12 protein-coding genes, 4 tRNA genes and 3 rRNA genes are annotated in these 20,359 nt (G+C 43.3%); 2 read left to right on the forward strand and 17 right to left on the reverse strand.

The features are described 5' to 3' along the window. Positions 1-198: 198 nt before the first annotated feature. The 6 genes from EQG49_RS04945 to EQG49_RS04970 all read right to left on the reverse strand — a co-directional run bounded on the left by EQG49_RS04945 (position 199) and on the right by EQG49_RS04970 (position 7,821). Positions 199-519 (reverse strand): hypothetical protein, encoded by a 321-nt coding sequence (locus EQG49_RS04945; protein ID WP_133362936.1) that lies wholly within the window; start codon positions 517-519, stop codon positions 199-201. A gap of 117 nt (positions 520-636) precedes the next feature. Further along, positions 637-2,196, reverse strand: coding sequence for an amino acid permease (locus EQG49_RS04950; RefSeq protein ID WP_165964792.1), 1,560 nt, complete (start codon positions 2,194-2,196; stop codon positions 637-639). A 947-nt stretch (positions 2,197-3,143) separates the two neighbouring features. Next, complete coding sequence (locus EQG49_RS04955; RefSeq protein ID WP_133362937.1) at positions 3,144-3,971, reverse strand: hypothetical protein; 828 nt, start codon at positions 3,969-3,971, stop codon at positions 3,144-3,146. Between the two features lie 104 nt (positions 3,972-4,075). Then, a complete protein-coding gene (locus EQG49_RS04960) occupies positions 4,076-4,903 on the reverse strand; it encodes a class C sortase (RefSeq protein WP_133362938.1) in 828 nt (275 codons plus the stop codon). 23 nt (positions 4,904-4,926) lie between these two features. Beyond that, a complete protein-coding gene (locus EQG49_RS04965; protein WP_133362939.1) occupies positions 4,927-6,642 on the reverse strand; it encodes a SpaH/EbpB family LPXTG-anchored major pilin in 1,716 nt (571 codons plus the stop codon). Positions 6,643-6,924: 282 nt separating this feature from the next. Next, positions 6,925-7,821: a YitT family protein gene (locus tag EQG49_RS04970; RefSeq protein WP_133362940.1), complete on the reverse strand. Its 897-nt coding sequence runs from the start codon at positions 7,819-7,821 to the stop codon at positions 6,925-6,927. Between the two features lie 144 nt (positions 7,822-7,965). On the opposite strand from EQG49_RS04970, the gene EQG49_RS04975 reads away from it, so the two are divergent. Further along, positions 7,966-8,649 (forward strand): hypothetical protein, encoded by a 684-nt coding sequence (locus EQG49_RS04975; protein WP_133362941.1) that lies wholly within the window; start codon positions 7,966-7,968, stop codon positions 8,647-8,649. Then, on the forward strand, positions 8,649-9,023 hold the full coding sequence (locus EQG49_RS04980) for an FUSC family protein (protein WP_243115774.1): 375 nt from the start codon (positions 8,649-8,651) through the stop codon (positions 9,021-9,023). Before EQG49_RS04975 ends, EQG49_RS04980 begins: the two co-directional genes overlap by 1 nt. A gap of 286 nt (positions 9,024-9,309) precedes the next feature. On the opposite strand, the gene EQG49_RS04985 is transcribed toward EQG49_RS04980, so the two are convergent. From EQG49_RS04985 to hslO, 11 genes are all read right to left on the reverse strand, one after another. After that, a complete protein-coding gene (locus EQG49_RS04985; RefSeq protein ID WP_133362943.1) occupies positions 9,310-9,876 on the reverse strand; it encodes a hypothetical protein in 567 nt (188 codons plus the stop codon). A 289-nt stretch (positions 9,877-10,165) separates the two neighbouring features. Beyond that, a tRNA-Thr gene (locus EQG49_RS04990) sits at positions 10,166-10,238 on the reverse strand. Between the two features lie 64 nt (positions 10,239-10,302). Then, positions 10,303-10,375: transfer RNA gene (locus EQG49_RS04995), tRNA-Asn, on the reverse strand. Between the two features lie 14 nt (positions 10,376-10,389). Then, positions 10,390-10,506, reverse strand: a 5S ribosomal RNA gene (rrf, locus tag EQG49_RS05000). 64 nt (positions 10,507-10,570) lie between these two features. Then, positions 10,571-13,488 (reverse strand): 23S ribosomal RNA (locus EQG49_RS05005). Between the two features lie 212 nt (positions 13,489-13,700). Beyond that, a tRNA-Ala gene (locus tag EQG49_RS05010) sits at positions 13,701-13,773 on the reverse strand. 6 nt (positions 13,774-13,779) lie between these two features. Next, a tRNA-Ile gene (locus EQG49_RS05015) sits at positions 13,780-13,853 on the reverse strand. Positions 13,854-13,947: 94 nt separating this feature from the next. Beyond that, a 16S ribosomal RNA gene (locus tag EQG49_RS05020) occupies positions 13,948-15,410 on the reverse strand. The 16S, 23S and 5S rRNA genes sit together here with 4 tRNA genes alongside, the layout of an rRNA operon. Before the next feature lie 823 nt (positions 15,411-16,233). Beyond that, positions 16,234-17,742: a lysine--tRNA ligase gene (gene lysS / locus EQG49_RS05025; RefSeq protein ID WP_133362944.1), complete on the reverse strand. Its 1,509-nt coding sequence runs from the start codon at positions 17,740-17,742 to the stop codon at positions 16,234-16,236. Between the two features lie 83 nt (positions 17,743-17,825). Continuing rightward, positions 17,826-18,824, reverse strand: coding sequence for a tRNA dihydrouridine synthase DusB (gene dusB, locus EQG49_RS05030; RefSeq protein ID WP_133362945.1), 999 nt, complete (start codon positions 18,822-18,824; stop codon positions 17,826-17,828). Between the two features lie 27 nt (positions 18,825-18,851). Then, complete coding sequence (gene hslO / locus EQG49_RS05035; RefSeq protein WP_133362946.1) at positions 18,852-19,733, reverse strand: Hsp33 family molecular chaperone HslO; 882 nt, start codon at positions 19,731-19,733, stop codon at positions 18,852-18,854. Between the last annotated feature and the right edge of the window lie 626 nt (positions 19,734-20,359).

The following is a 20,359-nucleotide window of genomic DNA, read 5'->3' on the forward strand; positions in this document are numbered from 1 at the left end:
TTTAATAACAAAATCACATATTCATTGCCGTGTTAACGCTTACAATAGATATTTTATTAAAAAGTCCAACTTCATTATAAGAAAATTACCATACTTATTATCAGTTCCACTCTTTTCACTTACCAAATGTCATTGTTTTGGATATTAAGCGGACAGGACAAAAAATCGCATGCAATATTTTGCACACGATTTCCGAGATTATTTGTTTTGTTCAATCAACAAAGCTACTAATTCACTTGCCAACATTGCTTTGGTTGTTTCATTAGCCACAGCGTCTGCCAACATTTCACCATGTTGCTTAACCATTGCGCGTTCTTCTGGTGCTAATGTTGGCAAAATTTCAGCCATTTGTTCATCCGTTGTAACTCCGGCAATCGGATTTACCGCGATATAGTCAAGAATGAGCTCGGCGTGGTCGTCTTGACCGTACACCGCGTAAACTTGTTCATCCCCAAGTTCCGCTAAATCAGCTTGCAAATCTTCAATCAATTCTGTGACGTCGTGTGTGTGTTCGGCCATTTCTATCCTCCGGTGAACAGCATTAGTTGCTCACTTAATATTAGTTACCGTATTATAGCATTGTTAAGCCATATCACTAACAGATTATTTAATTGCACCAGCTTTGCTAAATTCAGTTTACAACTTAGTTTTGATTTTTTGCATAACTTTCTGTTCTGCCATGCGCAACCGTTTTTCATCGGAAACAATCATGTGTTCACCACGTGCCGCTGGGCGCACTAACCAATTAGTTTCGGTTGCTTTCAAGTGAATTGGCTTATGAATAATGACGTGCTGTGATTTATCATTAAAGTGATAGATTACAAAGGGCAACGTTAACGTAATTAGTGCCCCACCTAATAACATCAATTGGTACGTTAAACCACTTGCTTGCGGCAACGAACTTGGGACGACAAACGAAATTCCCAACACGACAATCGTGCAAACCATGCCGGAACCAGCAATAATAGTCTTACCAACTTTTTTACCGGGCACTTGATAGACGCCTTTTAATGCTGGCATCTTATGCACCAATTTAAAATAACTCGTAAAGAAGATGACATACATCAGCCCATATATGACCGCTGTGAGCGACAAAGCCACTTGGAAGGAGACGTTATTACCACCACCGAACAATGTCAAAACAATTGTCCAAACACTGACCAACGCCCCTTGTAGCAAGACAATTGGTACGGGGACTTCATGCTTATTCGTCTTCCGAAAAAGCGGTGGCAGTAAACCACGCTGGGCCGCCATGTACAGGCCACTCACTGGTCCCAGGACCCATGAGCTAACTTCACCCAAGATTCCAAAGGCGACCAAGAAGGCTAGGATTTTAACCAAAATTGCACTATCGATGCCAAAGTGAACGAGATACGCATCAAACGCCTGCATCACCCCACCGCTCAACGACAAATCCCCCTGTGAAATAATCGCACCTACCGACAAACCGCCAATCGAATTAATTACAATTGCAAACACGACTAACATAATCATGGCGATTGGATAATTGCGTTGCACATTTTTCAATTCATTCGAATACGTTGCTGAAGCTTCAACACCCATATAGCTCAGAATAAAGGAAACAAACACGACTAAGGTCGCTGCATCATGAAAGTTAGGCAGCAAATTGCGCCCGGAACCACTAAACGCGAGCGGATTGCCTTGTGCTACATAAATAATACAAAATGCTAGTAGCAATACCGCAGGAACGACTACGCCTAGTGAAAAAGTAAATTTAATCAGCTTATCGGTGACCTTGGTTCCCCATAATTGCGATAACGTCACCAACCAGAAGATAGCTAGCACGGCCAATGTTTTGTACACCGGATTCTGATCCAAAATTTGCCAGCCGAAGACCTCGGTTAGAGCACTTAACATGAAATAAATCATCGTCACAAAGCCCACCGTAATCTGAAACCATTGGAAGAAAATTGCGGTGAAGCCCCAACGTTCGCCTAATGTCTCTGAAACCCAAGTGAAGACACCACCTTTTTCCCACTGCGGAATTGTCGCCATTTCAGCGGAACACAGCGCAACCGGAAAAAACCAGAGGATTCCACCAACGATTAAGAAAAACATCAAGTTCAATTGTGATGTCGCAAAAGTTGGATATTCATAGACATCCAACACCATTGTGGCAGTGAGGGCAAAAAAGCCCATTAAACCAAGTGTCTTTGCTGGATTATTTGTTGCCATTTGCGAATCCTCCTTTACATTCTTACTAACATACATTAATTATATTCCTTGTCTATTAATTTTGTACATGTTAAATGCTTCACTGCCCGAAACTCAAGGCAGAACTCAAGGCAGCTAAGTACAAAATGCATCGCATGGATCATGCAACTATGTTGGAACTCCGATTAAGCATGGACGACAAACAAAAAACGGACTCACAACGCATAAAATGCGCTACAAGCCCGTTTAAAATACGGCTAAATTTTTTCTAACGTGGAATTTGGATATGTGTCTCAGATTGATTCCCACTACGAGACTGGAACCAGTCTGGACACCGTGATGGAAGACAAGCATTTGAAGCCACAGTGCGGTCTTCAAATGTTTGCGAAGCTTGGTTCGCTAACGCGGCAACCATCTTCACAAATCCATAATCAGTAACGAAACCCGTTACTGATTATGCCATCACGGTGCGAGCTAAAGTCCAGCCTGGTTCCAGCCTCTTCGTTAGTTTGCGTAGATATTCTGACTAGTAATATGCCGTAATCCTTGTCGCTGCAAGTTTAGCGGTAATCAATAGTTCAACGCTTATCTAGCGGAGTGACTGAAAATCACATTGTGGCCGCCAGGCTTTACACCGAAATGGGACGAACTTGACACCATGTGTCAGGTTTGTCGCTGAGGGTAGATGAGCAGTCTTTTGGCTTTAGCCATTAGACTGCCAGCTATCCCGAATTGCCCAAGACAGACATCCAGCCTGCAAGGCTAATCTAATCGCGTTAGGATTAGATTCAGTATTTTGTGAAACAAAATGCTGGGATGTTTTGCGTTGCCGGTTCGCAGGCATAAGCACGTGGCTTGGGCATGTGCTTCCATTTCGGTGCACAATGTGATTTTCAGGCACGCAGTGGCATCATACATCTCATCACATTTTATAAATTCCACGTCAGACGGAATAGAGCCTAAAATACTTAGTTTGTTCGATCAACCTTACTGTGGATAAACATCATGCCGACTAATGTGAAACACGCAAGTGCAAGTACAAGCCGCATCAGTAATTCAACCCACGCCATACCAGTTGGCGGAAAGTAATTAACTAGCCCCTTTACAGTCTGCGCTGATTTAACATTGCCTTTTTTGCCACCATGCTTAACTACACCATCCGTACTTGGTAACTCAATATCTAAATTCGGATCGGTAACTGTTTTACTTTTTCCCGCAGTCGCAGTGTGGCCCACGTCGTTGATATCTGTATTATCAGCATCACCAAAACTACTCTTAGGGAAAATATATATATGATTATCGTTATCATCCCGTGCACTAACCTGCGCTGGCAAATTAACAATTACTGGATCCATTGTTTTCGCTAATTTTTCATTAGCTAGCTCGTTAACTACATACAAGCCATGTGTTAAACCCGTGCTTTGGTCAATGGTCAACACGCCATGTTGATCCGTCCGTCCTTGATAATGGCGGGCCCGTTTCCCAGTAACAACCTCATATGTGTTTGGCTGCTTACCAGAAGGAATTGCGTCACTTTTTGCTTCAACTAAATCAACCGTATAGCTAATATCGCTAACTGCTTGCACCTGATTGCCGTAATTATCCGTGACAATCTCAACTGGCTGCGTACGCCCTTTTTTCAGCTTATTAATCCGTTGATTGTCCATCAGGGCATACTTGGTAATAGTTATACTCACATTTTTGCTATCATTTGCCATTACGTGTTTTGCCACCAAGCCGCCTGATAAGCACATAATAATAAAACATCCCAACAAGATTAGTGGCCGTTTTTTCATTTTAGTGACGCCTCCTTTCGTAGTTGTGGCTTTCATTAGCGTAATCGTTAGCGTTTCAAGGGACGAAAGTAAGGCGCACGAGCAAATCATTTACTACAACAGCCTTAACTTTTGGTGCTACTATGGCGCGTTTCGCGCTTAGCTTTACGATGGCGCCACCAAGTGACAACGGCAATCAGTAACGTTATTAAGAGCGCGAACATATAAACTAATTTATTGTAGCCCAACAAAGTCCGGTCTTTGACGGGTTCGGCCTGCATTGGCACTCGTGTTCCGCGTACCAGCAACCGGTGATCATTAATACCTGTGGGCGTGCAAGTTAACAAAGTTACATAATCTTGCCCTGCCACTATTTTGGCGCGTTTCACGTCATCTGGTTTCACAATCGAAATATTGTCGATTTTATACTTCATCTTACGATTGAGGGCTGTGACATAGAAAACATCCCCCAACTTGAGATTTTCTAATTCGGTAAAAATCTTGTCATCTTTTAAGCCACTATGCCCAGTAACGATGGCGTGGGTGTTTTTTCCACCAACGGGAACTGAGGTGTCATCAAAGTGACCAAGCCCTTTTTTTAAGACCTGTTGGCTAACACCGTGTTTTACTGGTAAAACTAAATTCAACTCCGGTACTTCGACCAGCGCCATCATCTCAGAATCAGCGAGCACATCATCATACTTTATTGGTTTTTTTACCCAATGACCGCTCTGTTGCACATCGTACAATTGCCGATTATACTCATCGGCTTTTTTTAAACTCGCCACCACTTCCGGTGTCGGTGATGTTTTTATCTCATCTCTATATTTCGAAATGCCGTAGCTGCGTTGTTGATTTGACATAATCTCACCAATCACCGGAAATGCCAATAATGCTAATCCACCAACAAGTAAGAGCACTCCGAGGACAATTTTAATAATTTTATTTTTCATTACAATGTCCTCATTTAGTTTGCTTACCCTTCGATATCGTTTTTCTTAGACTTTTTCAAAATCACTACCGTCCCGCCGATTGCAAGCGTCAAACCAAGGACAACATAAATGTAGCCATTTGATCCAGCAACTGGGAAGTTACTAATTTTGTGATTCACAATGATTGCTTCATATTTATCGGAGTTACCTGGGAATGTGATAGTTGCGTCATACGTATTAGAAGTGCTGCTAGTCATCGGATTAACTAAAACTGCCTTACTAGTTTTTTCAAAACCAGCTGGGGCGGTAATTTCTTTCAAGTAGAAACTACCACCAAATTCATCAGTGCCCCAATATTCAAGTGGTAATCCACTAAATGAACCCTGACCAGTTGCACTAGTTGTTACCACGTAATGTTCAAAATTGGCCGCATTACCGGCTTGATATTGTTTAAAATCACTATCTGAATAAACCATGCCCTCAACTGCTGTCCCAGTCTTACCTTTCCAAAAAGGTTGTGTCAAAGCGTCATCGGCATACAATTCAAATTGTGCACCAGGTAACCCGTCCGTATTAGCATAACTAGACGAGATATTACCAACCTTCAAGATATTAAAACCACCAATCAGGGTCTGGGCTGTACCAATGTTAGTGCTATGAGTGTCCACAGTGTTACTAGATGAGTGTGTGTATACGGCATCCGTGTTAAAAATAACCGAAAAATCATTTTTAACAATCCCTGCCGTAACCGTTGTCGGTAACTTAGCATCGTAGCGAACGTGGACTTCTTTCGTATTACCCGCAACTGCATTGTAGTTATATAGCTTTGTGAGCCCGGCGGCCGTGAAGACCACGGTAACTTTATTCCCAGTAGTGGTTAATTCATAGTCATCGGTGGCAGTTAATACCGCTGCACTCGTGCCGACCCCCATAGTCACGGTAACCGTGTTAGTTTGCAATGTCTTATCTGACCCCAAATCATTGGTAACTGAAAGACTACCTTTTTCATTCATCCCAGTGGTACCAACGTGTGCAGGAATATTAAAGCCTAAATCATAGGTGATTGTGTTCCCCGCACCGGCGCCCCAGTTCGTCTGCAAATTACCCGAACTATCAACAATTCGTGTCATTGGTTTTACATCTTCATCTGATTCTTGGAGTAATTTATTTTTTGGATAAATAGAAATCATGTTATTAACATTATCATCGCTATCAATCATCGGAATTGACACAATGATTGGTGCCATCAGTGGGCCGTCTTGGTCAACGACACCACTTTGTGTGACCAGATAATACCCATATTTCATATTGTCAAACACTAGTGGTCCATTAGCCACCGTTCCAGATGGTCCACTACCAGATATTTGATAATTCGCACCATCACTACCGTTCGCCGTCGTTGGTGCTTTCATGTCACTTGGCGTGTATCCGCTGGCCGGTCTAATCGGTTGGATTTTAAATGATCCTTTAGCATACTTCCAAGTATCCGGGACCGTGATTGGTTTCCCATTTTTAGCCAACGCATCACCGCCCTTAGCTGTTTGCGCAATATAATTATAAATCGTAATCCCAGTACCAGTTTGCTCACTCGCCTGAGAATTCCCACTATTTAAATTTGTACTAGTATATGCTTTCACTGACCGTTCAATTCCTACTGTATCAAGTAAAGTCCCACCAAGTAACGCAGGTGCAACCACACCACCCGCTAATGTCACCGTCGTTAACGCTGCCATAATCATGTTCTTCATATTTTTACGCATAGTCTAAAATCTCCTTGTTTCGTAGTTTTTAGATGATAGCTGAAAACATACCTATCTCTTGTAACTAATGTTAACCAACAAATTTGAACAACCATCAAGCAACATGTGAAGAATCACGCAAGAAGCGTGTACTTTTTAATCAAATTCCCATAATTATGGACACTTTTCAAATATCTATCTTGAACAATTTTGGAACAAAATAAAAAGCCAACATATCAACGTTTTTAAACGCGAATGCTGACTTTTCATAATTGCTAGGGATTATGTTGCAAACCCCTTTGGCTATTGTTTAACATCAATCAAACCTTTTTTTGCTTTATTCTGTAAATCTTCATCCCAGAAATTCCCGTACAAGTTCACGGTGTTCACTAGATTAATGAACGCATCGTCGTCAACAGCTTTAACGGCCGTTTCCATCGGATACAATTCATACTTTGAAAGAACCATCATCAATGTGCTTGATGGTTGGCGTGAAAATGCCCCTTGCGAAGGTAACACGGTAATCCCACGAATTAATTCCTTGTGCAAGGCAGCAATCACTGCATCCGGTTGATCAGTCACGATAAAGGCCGTGAGCTTCTGGTGACGCGTGTAGAGTGCATCAATGACCCGTGTCGTCGCGTAGATACCGATAATCGTGTACATCGCATTATTCCAACCAATATTGAAACCGGCAATCACAACAATTACCATGTTAATCGCCATCGCAATTGTCCCAACTGATTTACCAGTTGTCTTCTGCAAGACCATGGCGACAATATCCATCCCACCAGTAGAGAAACCAAGCTTGAGGGTCAAGCCACTAGCCGCCCCAAGGAAAATCCCACTGAAGAGACTCGCTAACAAAGTATTATGCGCAATATTTGCCACTGGCATCACCAAAGTTAAGATAGACGCCGTGAAGATATTGATGAAACTCCAGATAGTGAATTTACCACCAATTTTCAACCAGCCAATGACAGCAATTGGAATATTAAAGAGCAAAATAAATATCCCCGTTTGAAATGAGGTGTGCAATGTTGAATTCAAAACCCATGTCACCAGTTGAGCCACCCCACTCATCCCGCCAGTAAAAATATTATTCGGTACTAAAAATTCGTTAATCGCAATCGCTTGGAAGAACGCGGTCACAATTAATACGACAACTTTAATGCTGTTTTCTTTAATTTTATTATTCATTTTATAACACCCGTAAATCCTTTGTATTTTGTGCCTAATGTCCATTTAAACATAGTCACATTCAAGTAGCTAGCCTATTTCCAATTCCGTGTGAATTCTTAGTGCTATAATGGATTATCCGTAAATTAAGGAGGATTAATTTTTTTGAACACAATACGTGCACAATTTATTCGGTCGGAGCACAATCCCGACCCAGTTCTACGTCCGATTGGTGCTGGACTCGCAATGTTAATTCCATTATTAGTTGGCTTGCTAACCCACGATATGCGCCTAGCTGCCTATGGCGTGTTAGGATCGTTTAGCTATCTCGCTTTCCAACATAAGACTCTTACATATAACGTTCGGGCAATCTTTTTACACGGTGTTGTCTTGTTGTTTGCATATGGACTGGGAATGATTTCATCCATGATGCCTTGGACAATCCCATTCTTCATCGCGATTATTTCATATCTCGGTTATATCATTGTCAAAATATTCCAGATTCCAAAGCCGGGACACTTTTTTGTGATTATGCTGTATGCAACTGGAACGAGTACAAGTGTACCTGCCAGTCACATGCTCCAAGCCCTTGGTTATATGACAATCGGGGTTGGTGCTTCGATTATCATTGGTAACCTAATTTCATTAATTGAACGCCTGCCGCACACTTACACGTCTGCCGATGAACGTTTTCGGGGTCTCCACCATACTGACAAATACTACGTCATGTTATACAAGCGTCCTGACATCTTGTTAGACGCCTTTCACTTCGCAGCAATCCTCTTATCCTCTTTGTCGCAGGTTATATTTCATACCTACTACGTGGCTCTAATGGCTATTGGATTCTGATTTCATGTGGTGCCGTCCTTGCCGGCGAAGAAGTCGACCGCATTAAGAAGCGCTACATTTATCGAATTATTGGCAGTGTCGTTGGTCTGTTAATTGGCTTAATTTTATTGGAATTACACTTACCAATGGTCGCACTGATTGTTATTCTGATGTTCTTGAATATTTGTGTTGAATACTTCATGCCTCGCAACTACGCAATTGCCAATTTCTTTACCAATCCGCAAGTCCTGTTGCTCGCCACCTTAACAACACATTTCACCTTTGGCTTAATTCTGTCACGTTTTTGGGGCATTATTATTGGTAGCATCTTAGCATTCTTCCTGTATGCGCTCGCTAATCATGCAATGAATGTTTTAAATCAGGAATATAAATAGTAATTCTCACGTATTTACAGGGTACATGTTAAAAATCCCCATATGATCGCAGTCTCGCTTGCTAAGACTTGTGACCATGTGGGGATTTTTTGATTTATTACCGTAGCTTCCAGACATACGAAAAAACCGCTAATCAGCTATTTTTAACTGACTAGCGGTCTCTATTAGTGCGGTTTAGGTGGCACTTAACTTTAGTCCCTAACCTTTGGTACATCTGGTGCACACAATATTTGTTGTCCAGTCCGTTGCACACTTACGGGTCATAATTCTCAATAATATAGTGCTACTATCCAAAATACTTTTTGTTTAATTTTTGCACTTTTTTCATCGCAGAGTATGGGCCACTTGCACTATCATATGATGCATATTGATTCTTTTGTTTCTTCTGAGTATACATAGCAAACCATCGTGCACCGCCTGCAGTTCCGGTTCCTGATTCAATCAACATTTTCTGCTTTACACCGTGTACGCGGAGTGTGACAACACGATAAAGTAAACTCCAATAAGTAGTCCCCACACCATAAACATTTTTCTTGATTCCTTGACCAGATACTTTTGAAACATTGAATTTTGTCGTTCCAAAGATACTAGATGACGTAGTAAGTTTAAACTTCATTCCTTCTTTGTTTAACGTCTTAGCAGTCATTGAAATCTTATGCGTGTACCCGTTTTCTGTACAATACCATTTTTTACGCATATTTGCTGGAATATTTTTCTTTCGACTGTACTTCAGTTCTGCACGTGCTGTTTGTTCATTTGTCATCACGTCAGAAGATGCACTTACTGACGTACCGACTCCACCACATACTAAACCTGCACATAATAAAGCTGTACCGATTTTTAACTTATTCATTTTCAATTGGTTGTCATATAACTCCATCCCCAGATTAACTTATATGACAACCAATTGAAAATTAGATGCTTGAAATTCAAGCTAAAATGGTTTTGTCGCCCGATTTGTCACTCAGTTACAAACTATTATCGCAAGGCTGCGCTAAAGTATTCCCCCATACTTTTGTTTCTGTTCAACATCGTCGTTCCCATAAACAGTGCTACCATGCTTACTTACCGCGCACGAAAAAACGCTCCAACTATTGAAATAACAATAATCAGAGCGCTTATCCAAACTATTCGTTCCATGATGCCGTTTAGGTGATTCGAACACCTGACCCTCGGTTTACGATACCGATGCTCTACCAACTGAGCTAAAACGGCAAAATCATAATCAAAATTATGAAATAAAAGCGATGTTAACATTATATTAACATCGCTTTTGGTACTCCGGCAGGCGGGCTCGAACCGTCGACAACCTGATTAACAGTCAGGTGCTCTACCAACTGAGCTATGCCGGAATAATTTAATATAAGCATGGCGACGTCCTATCCTCGCAGGGAGCGATCCCCCAACTACTTTTGGCGCTACAGAGCTTAACTTCTGTGTTCGGCATGGGAACAGGTGTATCTTCTGCGCTATCGCCACCACACTCTTATATCAATTACTGAGGTATTAATTTGACTTAATCTCTCAAAACTGAATACTATCATTTATTACTTAATCTTACCGGACACCACGTTAGTATTAGTCCGCTCCATGCATCACTGCACTTCCACTTCTAACCTATCTACCTCATCATCTTTGAGGGGTCTTACTTTCATAAAGAAATGGGAAATCTCATCTCGAGGCGAGTTTCACACTTAGATGCTTTCAGCGTTTATCTCATCCATACATAGCTACCCAGCGATGCTCCTCTGGCGGGAACAAACTGGTACACCAGAGGGTATGTCCATCCCGGTCCTCTCGTACTAAGGACAGCTCCTCTCAAATTTCCTGCGCCCGCGACGGATAGGGACGAACTGTTCTCACGACGTCTGAACCCAGCTCGGCGTACCGCTTTAATGGGCGAACAGCCAACCCTTGGACCGACTACAGCCCCAGGATGCGATGAGCCGACATCGAGAGGTGCCAAACCTCCCGTCGATGTGACTCTTGGGAGATAAGCCTGTTATCCCAGGGTAGCTTTTATCCGTTGAGCGATGGCCCTCCATGCGGAACCACCGGATCACTAGCCCTACTTTCGTACCTGCTCGACTAGTCAGTCTCCACAGTCAAGCTCCCTTATGCCTTTTACACTCTACGAATGATTTCAACCATTCTGAGGGAACCTTTGGCGCCTCCGTTACCTTTTAGGAGGCGACCGCCCCAGTCAAACTGCCTGCCAGACACTGTCTTCCACCACGATTAGTGGTGTGAGTTAGAGTGGTCATACAGCGAGGGTAGTATCCCACCAACGCCTCAATCGAAACTAGCGTCCCGATTTCTACGGCTCCTACCTATCCTGTACAAGCTGCACAAACACTCAATATCAAGCTACAGTAAAGCTCCATGGGGTCTTTCCGTCCTGTCGCGGGTAACCCGCATCTTCACGGGTATTTAAATTTCACCGAGTCTCTCGTTGAGACAGTGCCCAGATCGTTACGCCTTTCGTGCGGGTCGGGAACTTACCGACAAGAATTTCGCTACCTTAGGACCGTTATAGTTACGGCCGCCGTTTACTGGGGCTTCAATTCTGACCTTCGCCGAAGCTAAGCCATCCTTTTAACCTTCCAGCACCGGGCAGGCGTCAGCCCCTATACGTCATCTTACGATTTTGCAGAAACCTGTGTTTTTGATAAACAGTCGCCTGGGCCTATTCACTGCGGCTGACCTTGCGGTCAGCACCCCTTCTCCCGAAGTTACGGGGTCATTTTGCCGAGTTCCTTAACGAGAGTTCTCTCGCACACCTTAGGATTCTCTCCTCGACTACCTGTGTCGGTTTGCGGTACGGGCAAATGTATTCTAACTAGAAGCTTTTCTCGGCAGCGTGAAATCATGAACTTCCCTACTTAAATTTCGGTCCTCATCATCGCTTGTCCTTATAGATAAAAGCATTTGACTCTTATCAAGACTTACGATTTAAACGCACATATCCAGCAGTGCGCATTCATTATCCTTCTGCGTCCCTCCATTGTTCAAACAAATACACCTGGTACAGGAATATCAACCTGTTATCCATCGACTACGCCTCTCGGCCTCGCCTTAGGTCCCGACTAACCCTGGGAGGACGAGCCTTCCCCAGGAAACCTTAGTCATTCGGTGGACAGGATTCTCACCTGTCTTTCGCTACTCATACCGGCATTCTCACTTCTAAGCGCTCCACCAGTCCTCACGGTCTAGCTTCATTGCCCTTAGAACGCTCTCCTATCGCGCCACTTACGTGGCACCCGCAGTTTCGGTAATATGTTTAGCCCCGGTACATTTTCGGCGCAGAATCACTCGACTAGTGAGCTATTACGCACTCTTTAAATGGTGGCTGCTTCTGAGCCAACATCCTAGTTGTCTATGCAACTCCACATCCTTTTCCACTTAACATATATTTAGGGACCTTAACTGGCGGTCTGGGCTGTTCCCCTTTCGACGGTGGATCTTATCACTCATCGTCTGACTCCCGGACATAAATCAACGGCATTCGGAGTTTATCTGAATTTGGTAACCCGAGATGGGCCCCTAGTCCAAACAGTGCTCTACCTCCGTGATTCTAATTCCGAGGCTAGCCCTAAAGCTATTTCGGAGAGAACCAGCTATCTCCAAGTTCGTTTGGAATTTCACCGCTACCCACACGTCATCCCAGCCTTTTTCAACAGACACGGGTTCGGACCTCCAGTGCGTTTTACCGCACCTTCATCCTGCACATGGGTAGGTCACCTGGTTTCGGGTCTACAACAACATACTATATTCGCCCATTTCAGACTCGCTTTCGCTACGGCTCCGGTCTTTCCACCTTAACCTTGCATGTTATCGTAACTCGCCGGTTCATTCTACAAAAGGCACGCTATCACCCATTAACGGGCTCTAACTTATTGTAAGCACATGGTTTCAGGAACTATTTCACTCCCCTTCCGGGGTGCTTTTCACCTTTCCCTCACGGTACTGGTTCACTATCGGTCACTAGGGAGTATTTAGCCTTGCGGGATGGTCCCCGCGGATTCCGACGGAATTTCACGTGCTCCGCCGTACTCAGGATCCAGAACGGAGGCTATAACATTTCGATTACGGGGCTATCACCCTCTCTAGCTCAACTTCCCAGTTGATTCATCTATGTTATAACTTGGTAACTCCAATGTTCTGTCCTACAACCCCTAGAAGCAAGCTTCTAGGTTTGGGCTCTTCCGATTTCGCTCGCCGCTACTACCGGAATCGATTTTTCTTTCTATTCCTGTTGCTAATGAGATGTTTCAGTTCACAACGTCTACCTTCATCCTGCCTATATATTCAGCAGGTGATAATTACTCACGTAATTGGGTTTCCCCATTCGGAAATCTCCGGATCAAAGCTTACTTACAGCTCCCCGAAGCATATCGGTGTTAGTCCCGTCCTTCATCGGCTCCTAGTGCCAAGGCATCCACCATGCGCCCTTATTAACTTAACCTAGTATCTTTCGATACGGTTAATTTTTGAGCGGTCAACTTGGTAGTTGACCTTTAAAGCGAGATAAAACTATTGTTTTAAAACTCAAAAAAACGCGATGTTCTCGGCTCAATTTAATAATATAAATATTAAAAATTGAATTGATTAATTAATTTAAATGATAGTATTCAGTTTTCAAAGAACAAGTTTTACATCGTAACCCGAGGGTTACAATGGAGAATAGCGGGATCGAACCGCTGACCCCCTGCTTGCAAAGCAGGTGCTCTCCCATCTGAGCTAATTCCCCATGATATGGGCCTAAATGGACTCGAACCATCGACCTCACGCTTATCAGGCGTGCGCTCTAACCAGCTGAGCTATAGGCCCATGGAATTGGGTAAATCCAATTAATATTGAGAAGTAAACCTCTCAAAACTAAATAAAGTTTTGACAAATGTGTAAGTTTCCGTATTATCCTTAGAAAGGAGGTGATCCAGCCGCAGGTTCTCCTACGGCTACCTTGTTACGACTTCACCCTAATCATCTATCCCACCTTAGGCGGCTGGCTCCCGAAGGTTACCCCACCGACTTTGGGTGTTACAAACTCTCATGGTGTGACGGGCGGTGTGTACAAGGCCCGGGAACGTATTCACCGCGGCGTGCTGATCCGCGATTACTAGCGATTCCGACTTCATGTAGTCGAGTTGCAGACTACAATCCGAACTGAGAATGGCTTTAAGAGATTAGCTTAGCCTCGCGACTTTGCGACTCGTTGTACCATCCATTGTAGCACGTGTGTAGCCCAGGTCATAAGGGGCATGATGATTTGACGTCATCCCCACCTTCCTCCGGTTTGTCACCGGCAGTCTCACTAGAGTGCCCAACTTAATGCTGGCAACTAGTAATAAGGGTTGCGCTCGTTGCGGGACTTAACCCAACATCTCACGACACGAGCTGACGACAACCACCTGTGTCATCCACCTCGGCGTCAATTCCTTTGAGTTTCAACCTTGCGGTCGTACTCCCCAGGCGGAATGCTTAATGCGTTAGCTGCGTCACTAAAGGGCGGAAACCCTCTAACAACTAGCATTCATCGTTTACGGTGTGGACTACCGGGGTATCTAATCCGTTTGCTACCCACACTTTCGAGCCTCAGCGTCAGTTACAGTCCAGAGAGCCGCCTTCGCCACTGGTGTTCTTCCATATATCTACGCATTTCACCGCTACACATGGAGTTCCACTCTCCTCTACTGCACTCAAGTTATCCAGTTTCCGATGCAATTCTACGGTTGAGCCGTAGGCTTTCACATCAGACTTAAATAACCGCCTGCGCTCGCTTTACGCCCAATAAATCCGGATAACGCTTGGGACATACGTATTACCGCGGCTGCTGGCACGTATTTAGCCGTCCCTTTCTGATAAGATACCGTCACTCAATGAACAGTTACTCTCACTGACGTTCTTCTCTTATAACAGTGTTTTACGACCCGAAAGCCTTCATCACACACGCGGCGTTGCTCCATCAGACTTTCGTCCATTGTGGAAGATTCCCTACTGCTGCCTCCCGTAGGAGTTTGGGCCGTGTCTCAGTCCCAATGTGGCCGATCAGTCTCTCAACTCGGCTACGTATCATTGCCATGGTGAGCCATTACCTCACCATCTAACTAATACGCCGCGGGACCATCTCTTAGTGATAGCAGAACCATCTTTTAAACTTGAACCATGCGGTTCTAATTGTTATACGGTATTAGCATCTGTTTCCAAATGTTATCCCCTGCTAAGAGGTAGGTTTCCCACGTGTTACTCACCCGTTCGCCACTGACTGCATTGTGATTAATCTCTCCGAGCAAGCTCTTCGATCATAATCACCACAGTCCGTTCGACTTGCATGTATTAGGCACGCCGCCAGCGTTCATCCTGAGCCAGGATCAAACTCTCAATTTAAAATTGAGTCTTGATGACTCTTTTGTTATCCTGAATCAATTACCGGGGGAGGTAATTGATTCAATTTATTTGCGAAATTGACTTTTGCAAATCTGTACATCTTAGATTCAAAATCTAAGACCCTTACATCATTTGATTGTCAAAACTTTATTCAGTTTTCAAAGATCTACGTGTCTATCTGACAACTTAATTATTATATCAAACCAACAATCAATATGTCAACACTTTTTATTATTAAAGATGTAAGCCGAATCGCTTGACAGCAACGACTTGCGCTCCTCAACAACAGATATAATCTTACAATTAATTCAGCACATCGTCAACAAGTAATTCACAAAAAAAACACACTTTTTGACCGCGTTTTCATTAAACGTTTTACAACCATTAATATATCAACGATTCGGCATGTCCATCAGGAAATAAAAACATATATTTCCTTGAAAACGAACGCAATTCTAGTATCAAAACATTCCCCAAATTCATATTTTCTCGCACCTATTAGCACCGTTTATTTGAGTTTTACGCGTGTAATCGCCATAAATTTATATAATTATTGTGCTAACATGCTGGATAACTAACTAAAATGTGTAGCATGAACATCACTTAATCAATCTGCTGCGTCCATTTTTCGTAGATTTTTTCGGGTAATCACAAAGTAACTGATTGATTGAAACCTCACTAACACTTGTCATTCATCTTTTTAAGAACACATACTCCACCAGCTATGCGTTAGTGTGTTAATAAGACACGCGTAGTAATATGCATTCAATAGCAATAAAAAAAGCTGGCATCCATGTGGACATCAGCTTTTACATATAAATTATTATGGACGCATTGTTGGGAACAACAACACATCGCGAATTGATTCAGAATCAGTTAGTAACATTACCAAGCGGTCAATACCGATTCCGAGTCCCCCTGTAGGTGGCATACCGTATTCCAAAGCTTCAATGAAGTCTTCATCAATACCTTCAGCTTCGTCATTACCATTTTCACGTTCGGCTGCTTGTGCTTCAAAACGTTCGCGTTGATCGATTGGATCGTTCAACTCAGTAAAGGCGTTTGCGTATTCACCACCAAGAATGAACAATTCAAAACGATCCGTGAAACGATCATCCTTGGGGTTCTTCTTAGCCAATGGTGAAACCGCAACTGGGTGACCATATACAAAAGTAGGTTGTACCAAAGTATCTTCAACAAATGTTTCAAAGAATTCATTAATGATGTGTCCCACAGTCCAGTATGATTCATACTTCACGTGGTGTTCATCAGCTAATGCTTTTGCTTCATCATCTGTCATTGGTTGCCAGAAATCGACACCGGTTTGTTCCTTAATCAAGTCAACCATGTGCTTACGGGCAAATGGCTTGTCTAAGTCCACTTCGGTACCTTGGTAAACTACAACACCATCATCAGTGACAACCTTTGCGGCAGCCTTGAAGATAGCTTCAGTTTCATCCATCACGTCTTCAAAATCCCAGAACGCAGCATATGATTCTAATACTGTAAATTCTGGATTATGCTTAGTGTCCATTCCTTCATTACGGAAGACACGGCCAATTTCGTATACGCGATCCATACCACCAACGATTAAACGCTTCAAGTGTAATTCAAGCGCAATTCGCAAAAACATATCAATGTTCAAGGCGTTATGGTGTGTCTTAAATGGACGTGCTGAGGCTCCACCAGCTTCAGTTTGAAGCATTGGCGTTTCAACTTCAGTGAAGTCTTGCCCATCCAAGTAAGCACGGACAGCAGAAATGATTTTTGAACGCTTTTGGAACTTGTCGAATGATTCTTCATTGGCAATCAAGTCCAAGTAACGTTGACGGTACTTAGTTTCGGTGTCAGTTAAACCGTGGAACTTGTCAGGTAATGGACGCAAAGCTTTAGACAAGTGCGTTAAGTGAGTTGGCTTCACAGTCAATTCACCCATATCAGTCTTAATTACTTCACCTTCGATACCAAGCCAGTCACCAAGATCGGCCTTTTTGAAGATATAGTAGTTTTCTTCACCAACGACATCTTTACGGACATAGATTTGCATCTTGCCAGAACGGTCGCGTAAGTCAGCAAAGCCAACCTTACCCTTACCACGTTTTGACATAATCCGACCAGCCATCTTAACAGTGATGTGCTTTTCTTCAATTTCTTCTTTTTCTAAATCATCGTATTTTGCATGTAATTCGGCTGCAAGTGCAGTCCGTTCAAACTTTTGACCAAATGGATCTAAGCCTTGTTCACGTAAATCGTCCATCTTTTGACGACGGGCGATCATTTGATCATTCATTGTAGGTTCTTGTTGTGCCACGATAATTCCTCTTTTCTGCATTATTCCAATATTACTATGACAAGATATGTCGTAAATTGCAAGCATTCTAGTGATAATTCATCAATAAAATTAAAATCAGCCGGTTACAGTACGCTTTGCGCTTCACGGGCTAACGTCTGCTCCAGAAAATCATCAAATAAATCCGTCATTTCTTGTTGCGTATGGCATTCATTCAGTGCCGCCTTGGTACGCGCCGCCCGTGGAATCCCTTTTAAATAATATGAAGCTTGTGAGCGGAAATCGTAAACGCCAACTTCTTCACCCTTCAAATCAACTAACTTACCTAAATGATTCTTGGCCAACTCAATTTTATCCATGGCAGTCGGTTCCGGTAATAATTCCCCGGTTGCTAAATATTGTTCAGTCCGTTTGAGAAGCCATGGATTGCCTAAAGCTGCACGACCAATCATTGCTGCATCGGCGCCCACTTCTTCAAGCATTCGTTTGGCATCTTCTGGTGATTTGATGTCCCCATTACCAATAAATGGAATCGTCAATTCTTGGGCAACGGCATGTAAGACGTTCCAGTCAGCCTCACCCGTATAACCTTGTTTGCGTGTTCGACCATGCATAGCTACGGCAGCAGCCCCAGCCCGTTCCGCAGCAAGAGCATTTTCAACGGCAAAGACATGCGCATCGTCCCAGCCAATCCGTTGCTTAACCGTCACCGGCTTATCGACGGCGTCAACGACTGCAGCAACCATTTCATAAATTTTATTCGGGTCTAGTAACCACCGGGCACCCGCTTCATTGCGCGTAACTTTGGGTACAGGGCATCCCATATTAATATCAATAATATCGGCATCGGTATTTTGATCAATAAACTTCGCCGCTTCAACTAACCCGGCTTTCGTGCCCCCAAAAATCTGAATACTCATAGGGTGTTCCATTTTATCAATCGTCAACATCGACAACGTTTTTTGATTTTCATGCATCAAGCCTTGATCAGAAATCATTTCACAGACGACTAAGCCCGCCCCAAATTGTTTTGAAATCACCCGAAATGCTGAGTTGGTTACCCCAGCCATTGGTGCCACCACAACTTGATTGGGAATAGTGACATCACCAATTTTCCATTCCATCACAACATACCTATCCTTTTGCTTAGACTACTTTTGGTTCGCTAAAATTTGCTTTAAATCAGCTTCACTGTATTCATACTTATTTTCACAGAATTGGCAGACGACTTGGGCACCGTGGTCTTCATCAATAATTTCCTGCAAATCACTGGCTGGCAATGAAGCCATCCGTTCCGCAAATTTTTCCTTTGAACAATCGCATTCAAACTTAACTGGTACTTTATCAATGAAGTTAACTTGTCCTTCACCAAACAAGAATTCCAAAATGCTTTCTGGCGTGTGCCCATCTAATAACATCTTTGACAGCAATGGCATCTCACCAAGTTTCTTTTCCAATGCTGAAATCGCATCATCTTCAGCGCCTGGCAACAATTGCACTAAGAACCCACCAGCGGCGCCAATCGTAAAGTCAGGATTTACAAAAACTGAAACCCCCACCGCAGAAGGAATTTGTTCTGACTTAGCCAAATAGTACGTGAAATCATCACCAATTTCACCTGAAGACAAAGGTACTTGACCAGTGAAAGGATCACCAAATCCTTGATCCTTAGTAACCGTGATAAACCCATCAGTTCCAACCGCAGCTGCCACGTCAATGTGACCCACTGATTTTGGTTCCAAATTTACGTGTGGATTTTGAATGTAGCCTTTGACAATTCCGTTAGCTGTCCCATCGACAACAATCCCGCCAACTGGGCCACCGCCATCGATTTTTACGGTCATTTCATCATCACCTTTCAAGACTGATGATGCTAATAATAACGTTCCCGTTAAAGTTCGGCCTAACGCAGCTGACGCAGATGCCCACGTATCATGCCGTTTTTGGGCTTCGGCAACGAGATTGGTCGTAGTTACTGCGTAGGCACGGAAATTACCGTCTTCCGTGACACTTTTAATTAAATAATCTTCCATAATTGGCCTCTTCCGATTCTATATTCTGTGTACAAGTATATCAAATTTAAGTTTGATATTACGAAACAAACTTCAGTTTTCCGATATTAACCCGTATAGATTACGATAAAAGGCTAAAATTTTTCTAGCGTGGAATTTGGATATGTGTCTCAGATTGATTCCCACTGCGAGGCTGGAACCAGTCTGGACACCGTGATGGAAGACAAGCATTTGAAGCCACAGTGCGGTCTTCAAATGTTTTGCGAGCTTTGGTTTCCGCTAACGCGGCATCTTCACAAATCCATAATCAGTAACGAAACCCGTTACTGATTATGCCATCACGGTGCGAGCTAAAGTCCAGCCTGGTTCCAGCCTCTTCGTTAGTTTGCGTAGATATTCTGACTAGTAATATGCCGTAATCCTTGTCGTTACAAGTTTAGCGGTAATCAATAGTTCAACGCTTATCTAGCGGAGTGACTGAAAATCACATTGTGGCCACCAGGCTTTACACCGAAATGGGACGTGACACCACGTGTCGGGTTTGTCGCTGAGGGTAGAGCCGAGCGGACCTTATTTGTCCAGCGTAGCTACAAATGTGAGCAGTCTTTTTGCTTTAGCATTAGACTGCCAGCTATCCCGAATTGCCC

Source organism: Periweissella cryptocerci, assembly GCF_004358325.1.
Taxonomy (GTDB): domain Bacteria; phylum Bacillota; class Bacilli; order Lactobacillales; family Lactobacillaceae; genus Periweissella; species Periweissella cryptocerci.